Raw genomic sequence first — 1,750 nt, forward strand, 5'->3', positions numbered from 1 at the left:
TGCCACGTTATCTTGGTAAATGCAGGAATCTACATGGTCACACATATAAAGTAGAAGTGATAGTAGAGGGCGATAAGAAGCCTGATACTGAATGTGTAGCAGACTTCTCAGAGGTGAAAGCGGTGGTGAAAGAAGTACTTGAGCTGGTTGACCACAGGTATCTGAATGAGATAGTGGAATATCCAACGAGCGAGAATATAGCACTATTCTTGAAGCGTGAGTTAGAGCGTAAGCTGAAAGACTCAAAGCTCGGCATCTTTCTCCATTCGCTAAAATTGTGGGAAGGTAAGGACAAATGGGTGATGATAGAATCTGGCGAAAGAGGAGGTGATGCGAGTAGCGATGCTTGAAGAGCCAGTGATAGAGATAAGCACTAAGGAAGTGAAGACCATAGCGCCTGATACATCGATAGGGAAGGCGATAGGCATCATGGAGCAGAATAAATTCCATAATCTCCTTGTGCTTGATAGCGATAGCAGTGAGAATGAGATATACATGGTGAATATACAGGATCTGCTGCTCGCTTCCAACCCTGACTCGCCTGTGGACGAATTCATGTTTAAGCCACACTGCATACACAGGGATACACCGACCATAGATGCTATCTGTGAACTGCTGGACAGTGGTCAGAGGGCAGCGCCAATAGTTGACGCTGATGGAAAACTCGTAGGGATTGTTACGGAGTATGACATCATGGCAAGAGGAGCACATTCTTTCATCCTCAGAGATACAAAGGCGGGTGATGTGATGACCAGGGATGTAATATACGTAGATAAGACAGCCAGTATAGGCAAAGCACGCAGCATCATGCGGAAGAGTAACCTTGGACATCTGGTTATCGTCGATGACCACAACAGAATAACAGGCATAATCACGGAAGGAGACATCCTGAGAAGGCTCTACAAGCCGAAGCAAAGAATGACTTCAGGTGAGTACAAAGGTGAGAAGGTACCGAGAATGGGACAGCCAGTCTCACATATCATGAGCTCACCGGTGATAACCACCACCATGGATGCGAATCTGGCTGATGTTGCGAGTTTGATGAGTGAGCATGATATACGCGCCGTGCCAATAACAAAAAAGGACCTGAGCCCCCGGGGAATCGTGACTACGCATGATATAATGCGATTCCTGAGCGAGTTCAGAGCGAAGGGTAAGGTGAATGTAGAGATTCAGGGCACTGTAGATGAGGCATATAAAGAGCTTGCCACACGAATCATTGATACAGAGTTGAGGAAAATTGTCAGACTCGCCAGACGCGTACACTGGATAAAAATAGTGATAAAGAAGGAGAGAGACAGGGGAGGAGTATCATATTATAAAATCGGCGCACATGTCAAGACCCCCGATAAGCTATATGTGGGCTATGGAGAACCAGGAGGTACGAAGTTATTGATGGCAGCGAGGGGTGCAGGCGAGATAGAGAAGAAGGCAGATAAACGGCGGTGGGATTTCATTGCCACGCTGAAAGATGCCTTACTCTCTGTACGGGCGCAGATGGAGGATGATAAAGAAAGGCTCAGGTAGGCATGAGGGGGATGTAAAAAGGTGTAAAAGGTTATATAGCAAAACACCTTGATAGAAACAATAAAAACAGGATTAACCCCCACCAAAATGTCACCATTCAGCAAGCCTTTATAGGCTTCCTTTATCCCTGAAACCCAAAGAAATGGCAATGCCAACCAAAACGACACCAATAAAAGCAATTTTTGTCACAGAGGACAGAGTAAATCTAAAAGCCAACGGCTTT

At 45.8% G+C, this 1,750-nt stretch carries 2 protein-coding genes; both read left to right on the forward strand.

All coding sequences use genetic code 11. From position 1 onward, the window contains the following. Nucleotides 1-350, forward strand: a 350-nt coding sequence (locus tag J7J01_06165; GenBank protein MCD6210460.1) for a 6-carboxytetrahydropterin synthase, incomplete at its 5' end; no start/stop codon positions are given. Beyond that, on the forward strand, nucleotides 331-1,527 hold the full coding sequence (locus tag J7J01_06170) for a CBS domain-containing protein (GenBank protein MCD6210461.1): 1,197 nt from the start codon (nucleotides 331-333) through the stop codon (nucleotides 1,525-1,527). The genes J7J01_06165 and J7J01_06170, both read left to right, overlap by 20 nt. The last annotated feature ends 223 nt before the right edge of the window (nucleotides 1,528-1,750 follow it).

Source organism: Methanophagales archaeon (assembly GCA_021159465.1).
Taxonomy (GTDB): domain Archaea; phylum Halobacteriota; class Syntropharchaeia; order Alkanophagales; family Methanospirareceae; genus G60ANME1.